This is a genomic window from Amycolatopsis kentuckyensis (assembly GCF_002155975.1).
GTDB classification, from domain to species: Bacteria; Actinomycetota; Actinomycetes; order Mycobacteriales; family Pseudonocardiaceae; genus Amycolatopsis; species Amycolatopsis kentuckyensis.
Window position 1 is genome coordinate 1 of the sequence record NZ_MUMI01000609.1, and the last position, 6,631, is coordinate 6,631.

4 protein-coding genes and 1 tRNA gene are annotated in these 6,631 nt (G+C 69.9%); 3 read left to right on the forward strand and 2 right to left on the reverse strand.

Annotation, left to right across the window (positions count from 1 at the left end; all coding sequences use genetic code 11):
* Positions 1-154: 154 nt before the first annotated feature.
* Positions 155-1,522, reverse strand: coding sequence for a zinc-dependent metalloprotease (locus CCN39_RS43520; protein ID WP_167455362.1), 1,368 nt, complete (start codon positions 1,520-1,522; stop codon positions 155-157).
* Positions 1,523-1,692: 170 nt separating this feature from the next.
* Between CCN39_RS43520 and CCN39_RS43525 the strand changes: the two genes are divergently transcribed.
* Positions 1,693-2,718 carry a YlbL family protein gene (locus CCN39_RS43525; RefSeq protein ID WP_208630642.1) on the forward strand — a complete coding sequence of 342 codons (1,026 nt, stop codon included), beginning with the start codon at positions 1,693-1,695 and terminating at the stop codon, positions 2,716-2,718.
* Here the strand turns inward: CCN39_RS43525 and CCN39_RS43530 are convergent.
* Positions 2,715-3,266, reverse strand: a complete 552-nt coding sequence (locus CCN39_RS43530) for a PPA1309 family protein (protein ID WP_086852523.1) — start codon at positions 3,264-3,266, stop codon at positions 2,715-2,717. The two genes, CCN39_RS43525 and CCN39_RS43530, sit on opposite strands and share 4 nt — an antisense overlap.
* 149 nt (positions 3,267-3,415) lie before the next feature.
* On the opposite strand from CCN39_RS43530, the gene CCN39_RS43535 reads away from it, so the two are divergent.
* A complete protein-coding gene (locus tag CCN39_RS43535) occupies positions 3,416-6,412 on the forward strand; it encodes a UPF0182 family protein (RefSeq protein WP_086852525.1) in 2,997 nt (998 codons plus the stop codon).
* 67 nt (positions 6,413-6,479) lie between these two features.
* Positions 6,480-6,553 (forward strand) — tRNA-Met (locus CCN39_RS43540).
* The last annotated feature ends 78 nt before the right edge of the window (positions 6,554-6,631 follow it).

The following is a 6,631-nucleotide window of genomic DNA, read 5'->3' on the forward strand; positions in this document are numbered from 1 at the left end:
GGGGAGAGGTGTGGCGGGAGGTCGTTGATGGTCGGCGGCGCGGGGCCTGGACAGCAGAAAGCCGGTGCCCCGCCCACCGCAGTGGGGAGGGGCACCGGCCTTCCGAGGCTCCGAAGGTCCGAGGCTTAGCAGCTCCGAGACTCAGCAGCTCAGCTCAGGACTGCTTGCCGTCCTCTTCCGACGGGGGTTCGTCCTTCTTCTCGCGCTCCGAACGCTCTGCCTGCTCCGTGCGCTCCAGCTCGGCGATCGGGTCGAGGTCGTCGATCGAGCCTGCCGAACCCACTCGGTCCGCGAAGTCGAGCGGCTCGTCGAGGTCCTCGGCCGTCGGCATCAGGTCCGGGTGGGACCAGAGGCTGTCGCGCTTCTCCGTGCCGTGGCGGTCGCCCACCAGGCTCCACAAATTGGATGCGTCCCTCATGCGGCGGGGGCGCAGCTCCAAGCCGACCAGGGTGGCGAACGTCTGCTCGGCCGGGCCGCCCGTTGCGCGGCGGCGGCGCAGCGTCTCGCGCAGTGCGTCCGCTCCCGGGAGGCGGTCGCCCACCGCTTCGGCCACCACCACGTCCACCCAGCCCTCGACCAGGGCCAGGAGCGTCTCCAGGCGACGAAGGGCCGCCTTCTGCTCCTCCGTCGTCTGGGGCTCCAGCAGCCCCGAAGACATCGCCTCTTCGATGCTCGCCGGGTTCGCCGGGTCGATGCGGCCGGCCAGGGACTCCAGGGCCGACGTGTCCACCGAAATGCCGTGGGCGAACTCCTCGACCGTCGCCAGCAGGCGCTGCCTCAACCACGGGACGTGGGTGAACAGGCGCTGGTGGGCCGCCTCGCGGGCCGCCAGGAAGACCAGGATCTCGCTGTTCGGCAGCTCGAGGCCCTCGGCGAACTTCTCGATGTTCGCCGGGAGCAGGGCCGAGGTGCCGGCCGGGGCCAGGGGGAGGCCGATCTCCGTCGAGGTCAGCATCTCCGACGCGAGCTGGGCCAGTGCGTTGCCGAGCTGGGAGCCGAAGGCCATGCCGCCCATCTGCCCCATCATCTGGAGCAGCGGGCCCGCGGCCTGCTTGGCCTCCTCCGGCAGCGCCTGCATCCAGGCGCCCGAGACCTGCTGGGCCACCGGGTCGCACAGCCGCTGCCACGTCGGGAGCGTCTTCTCCACCCAGGAGCGCGGCGACCAGGCGACCGTCGACGTCGCGCCGGCCGGGTACACCGTCGCCGCGTCGAGCCAGAGCTCGGCCAGGTGGGCCGCGTCGCGGACCGCCGCGTTCGCGTCGTCACCACCGCGGAAGCCGAGCTTGCTCTCTCCGGTGTTGCCCTCGCTGCCGAGGGTCTGCAGGGCGATCTGCTTGGCGAGGTCGTAGTTGACCGGCCCGCTTGAGCTGCCGGCCTGGCTGAGCATCTGGCCCAGCTGGCTCAGCATCTGCCCGAGCTGGTTGAAGGCCTCGGCGCCGGACTGCTGCCCGCCTTCCGAGGGGTCGTTCTCACCTCGTTTGTCGGGATCGGAAGGTCCGAAGCCGAACGGGGGTTTGCTCATGTGTCCACCGTACGCGGGTCGAGGGTCGTCGAGCGCGTCAACCGTGGCCTTCACCGGGAAGCGAACGCGGTCACCGTACGCTGTCGGTCGTGACCAAGTCCTCCGAGGAGACCGCCCCCGCGAAGAGCGCCCCGGAACCGGCGCCGGAGCCGGCCGGCGAGGCCCGCCGGATGACCCGCCGTGGCTGGACGCTCGTGGTCAGCGGCTCGCTGTTCCTGATCTTCGTGGTGCTCGGCTCGGTCGTCCCGGTGCCGTTCGTGGCCATCAGCCCCGGCCCGACCTACGACACGCTGGGTCGCGACGCGGCGGGCAACCCGGTCATCCAGGTCACCGGGCACGAGACCCACCCGACCACCGGCGAGCTGCGGATGACGACCGTCTCCCTGCACGACGGCGTCACCCTCTTCCAGGGCCTCGGCTTCTGGGCGAGCGGCCGGTACGCGCTGGCCCCGCGCGAGGAGTACTTCAAGCCGGGCGAGACGAACGAGCAGGTCAAGCAGGAGAACATCCAGCAGCTGCAGGACTCGCAGACGAACGCCCAGGTCGCCGCCCTGCGCAAGCTGGGCTACCCGATCAAGGTGCTGGCGAAGCAGATCGTCTCCGGCAGCCCGGCCGACCACGTGCTCTCGCCCGGCGACAAGCTGATCACCGTCAACGGCAAGAAGATCGTCGAGGCCGCCGACGTGCGGGCCGCGCTCACCGGCACCCTGCCCGGCCAGACCGTCCAGATCACCTTCCAGTCGGACGGCCAGCCCGAGCGCACCGTGCCGCTCACCCTCGCCGCGCGCCCCGACCGCAAGGAGGGCTTCATCGGCCTCACCGCGGTCGACCGCGCCGACGCGCCTTTCACCGTCAACATCTCCCTGCAGGACGTCGGCGGCCCGTCGGCCGGGCTGATGTTCACCCTCGCCATCATCGACCGGCTGCAGCCCGGCGACCTCGCGGACGGGCGGCACATCGCCGGCACCGGCGAGATCACCGAGACCGGCGAGGTCGACCCGATCGGGGGGATCTCGTTCAAGGTCGTCGGCGCCCGCGAAGCCGGCGCCACCGACTTCCTGGTGCCCGCGCACAACTGCCCCGAGGCCAAGAGCACCGCGCCCGCCGGCCTCAACCTCATCAAGGTGTCCACACTGGACGACGCGCTCGCCCAGCTGGCCAACCTGAAGGCGGGACGGCCGACGGCGTCCTGCTAGGGCAGCAGCGTGGCCTTCAGCGCTTCGATCAGGTTCGGCGCCAGCTCGGGGCTTTCCACGATCTCGTCCACCGTCTCGTCGGTGCCGTCGGCCGTGCCGATCCCGCGCAGCCGCATCACGCAGGCGCCTTCCCCGTCGCGCACGACGGCCGCGACCAGGCGGGCCTCGGTGCGCTGCGGGTGGTCGGCGGCCGCGCGGCGGAGGCTCTCGGCGTCCGCCTCGGCGACGTCCGGCAGCTCCGACTCCGAGCCCGGCGGCAGCACGATGATCTCCTGGGCCAGCGCGCAGCCGATGACCAGATCCGGCCACGCGATCCGGCCCAGCGCCTCGGCCAGGTCGCCCTCGGGCAGCGCCTCCTGGGCGACCGGCGTCAGCGGGTTCGCCCGGTCGAGCTGCCCGGCCAGCTCCGGCTGCTCGTCCAGCAGTGCCGCCGTCGGCACCAGCGCGAACAGCTGCGGCGGCTGGTCCCAGCCACCCGCCGCCATGAACTCCTCGATCTCACGGGCGAGCGCGGACACGCCGGCCTGCCGCGCTTCGTTCGCTGCCATGCGCACATCGTGTCAGGTCGGCCGGGGCCACGACGTCGCGAGTCCGGTTTGGGCGGGTCCCGGGAACTTCACCGGGCATCCGTAGAGTTAGGGAATCAGGGGGCGCACGCGCCCCTGCTCAAGTGTTGACGAAGACAGGAGCGTGTGCCGTGGCGACTCGGCCCCCGGTGAGCCTGCCGAAGCTGTCCCGGCGGAGCCGGATCCTCCTCATCATCGCCGCGGTGATCGTGCTGGCGCTGTTGCTCGGGGCCCGCCTCCTCGACACGTACGTCGATTGGCTGTGGTTCGGCGAAGTCGGCGCGCGCGGCGTGTTCACCACCCAGGTGGTGACCCGGATCATCCTGTTCTTCGCCGTCGGCCTGCTCGTCGGCGGAGCGCTGGCGATCAGCCTGATGATCGCCTACCGGACGCGCCCGGTGTTCGTGCCGATCTCCGGCGCCGACGACCCGCTGGCGCGCTACCGCTCGGCGATCGTCGCCCGGATCCGCCTCTTCGGCGTCGGCATCCCGGTGCTGACCGGCCTCATCGCCGGCCTGTCCGCCCAGGGCGACTGGCAGGTCGTGCAGCTGTTCCTCAACGGCACCTCGTTCGGCCAGACCGACCCCGAGTTCGGCAACGACGTCGGCTTCTACGCCTTCGACCTGCCGTTCATCAACTGGCTGCTCGGCTGGCTGTTCATCACCGTCGTCATCTCCTTCTTCGGCGCGCTGATCTCCCACTACGTCTTCGGCGGCATCCGGCTGGCCGGCAAGGGCGGCCAGCTCGCCGGCCCGACCCGCGCGCAGCTCGCCATCACCGTCGGGCTCTTCGTGCTGCTGAAGGCGGTCGAGTACTTCTTCGACCGGTACAACCTGCTGCTGTCCGACCGCGGCATGCCGCTGTTCGTCGGCGCCACCTACACCGACCTCAACGCGGTGCTGCCCGCGAAGCTGATCCTGCTGTGCATCTCGGCGATCTGCGCGGTCGCGTTCTTCGCCGGGGCCTTCCTGCGCAACCTGCAGCTCCCGGCCATCGCCCTGGTGCTGCTCATCCTGTCCGGCATCCTCGTCGGCGTCGCCTGGCCCGCCATCCTCGACCAGTTCTCGGTCAAGCCGAACGCGAACGAGAAGGAAGCGACGTCCATCCAGCGCAACATGGACGCCACCCGCCGCGCCTACGGCCTCACCGACGTCCAGTACCAGCCCTACACCGGCAAGTCGGACGCCACCCCGGACCAGATCAAGAGCGACAACGGGACGATGTCGAACATCCGGCTGCTCGACCCGAACATCCTCTCCGACACCTTCACCCAGCGCGTCGGCCGCGAGAACTTCTACGGCTTCCCGGCCAAGCTGGACATCGACCGCTACACCGTCGGCGGCGTGACGCAGGACTACATCGTCGCCGCCAAGGAGATCAAGACCGAGGGCCTCACCGGCAACCAGACCAGCTGGATCAACAAGCACCTCGTCTACACCCACGGCAACGGCTTCGTCGTCGCGCCCGCCAACACGATCGACCGCGCGGTCAAGGACGCCAACTCCGACGGCGGCTACCCGATCGCCACGACCAGTGACACGCAGAACCCGGCGGGCGCCGGCGCACCCGCGACCGGCCAGCCCGGCATCGAGGTCAAGGAACCCCGCATCTACTACGGTGAGCTGTCCGCCGCGGAATCCGACTACGCCATCGTCGGCGGCACCACCGGCAACGCGCCCGGCGAGTACGACACCGCCACGGACCGCTACAAGTACACGGGCAGCGGCGGCGTCCCGATCGACAACTGGTTCAACCGCCTCGCCTTCGCCGCCGAGTACGGCGAACGGAACATCCTGTTCTCCGACGCCATCGGCGACAACTCCAAGATCATGTACAACCGCGACCCGCGCGACCGCGTCAGCAAGGTCGCGCCGTGGCTGACCCTCGACGGCGACCCGTACCCGGCCGTCGTCGACGGCAAGATCCAATGGATCATCGACGGCTACACCACGCTCAACAACTTCCCGTACGCCCAGCAGACCCAGCTCGGCGCGGCCACCAACGACTCCCTCAACGGCGTCGCCCGCCAGGCCAACAGCTCCATCAACTACATCCGCAACTCGGTCAAGGCCACCGTCGACGCCTTCAACGGCAGCGTGACGCTGTACTCGATCGACGACAAGGAACCGGTCCTCAACGCCTGGGAGAAGGTCTTCCCCGGCCTCGTGAAGCCCAGCTCCGAGATCTCCCCGGACCTGCGAGCCCACTTCCGCTACCCCGAGGACCTCTTCAAGATCCAGCGGGAACTGCTCTCGCGCTACCACGTCAGCAACCCGCAGGAGTTCTACTCGCAGCAGGCCTTCTGGAGCGTCCCGCAGGACCCGACCGCCGAAGGCGGCTCGAACCCGGCCGCGGCCGGCGCGGCCAACCAGCCCGGCTACTACGTCCTCGCCGACACCCCCGGCCAGGCCAAGCCGACGTTCCAGCTGACCAGCTCACTGACCGGCCTCCAGCGCCAATACCTCGCGTCCTGGATGTCGGTGTCCTCCGACCCGGCCGACTACGGCAAGATCCGCGTGCTCCAGCTACCCAGCGCGGCCACCGGAGCCACCCAGGTCGACGGCCCGGTCCAAGTCCAGAACCGGTTCCAGAGCGACTCCCGCGTCGCCCAGGACCGCACCCTCTTCAACAACCCCAACGTCACCCCCATCTACGGCAACCTGATCACCCTCCCGGTCGCCGACGGCTTCCTCTACGTCGAACCCGTCTACATCCGGCAGCGCAACCAGAACAGCTACCCGCAGCTGGCCCGCGTCCTCGTCTCCTACGGCCCCAAGGTCGGCTACGGAGCCACCCTCCAGGAAGCCCTCGACCAGGTCTTCGGCGCCGGCACCGGCGAAGCCACCACCACCCCACCCCAATCCGGGCAGCCGACAACACCGACGACACCCACCAGCCCCACCACACCACCGCCCAACAGCGGCGGCGGCAACGCGGCCCTCGACCGGGCCGTCGCCGACATCCAGTCCGCCATCGCCAAGCTCAAAGCCGCCCAGCAATCCGGCAACTTCACCGACCAAGGCGCCGCCCTGGCCGCCCTCGACGCGGCAGCCAAGGCCTACGAAGCAGCCAAAACCGCGGCCCCCGGAACCAGCACGACACCGCCCAGCACCCAGCCCGGAGGGTGACGTCGGTAACGCGAACGGCACCTGCTTTGCACCCCCGCGAAACGAGGGCGTAAGGTAGGTGCCACGACGCGGGGTGGAGCAGCTCGGTAGCTCGCTGGGCTCATAACCCAGAGGTCGCAGGTTCAAATCCTGTCCCCGCTACAGAGGTTGGGAGGGGTGTGTTCGCGGAAAGCGCGAACATGCCCCTCCTTCGCGTTTGTTCTGGGGGTCGGACCCCCA

What these genes read in the sequence shown, in the direction of transcription:
- CCN39_RS43520 (WP_167455362.1), bottom strand. Translation starts at nt 1,522, where the DNA reads ATGAGCAAACCCCCGTTCGGCTTCGGACCTTCCGATCCCGACAAACGA.
- CCN39_RS43525 (WP_208630642.1), top strand. Translation starts at nt 1,693, where the DNA reads ATGACCCGCCGTGGCTGGACGCTCGTGGTCAGCGGCTCGCTGTTCCTG.
- CCN39_RS43530 (WP_086852523.1), bottom strand. Translation starts at nt 3,266, where the DNA reads ATGGCAGCGAACGAAGCGCGGCAGGCCGGCGTGTCCGCGCTCGCCCGT.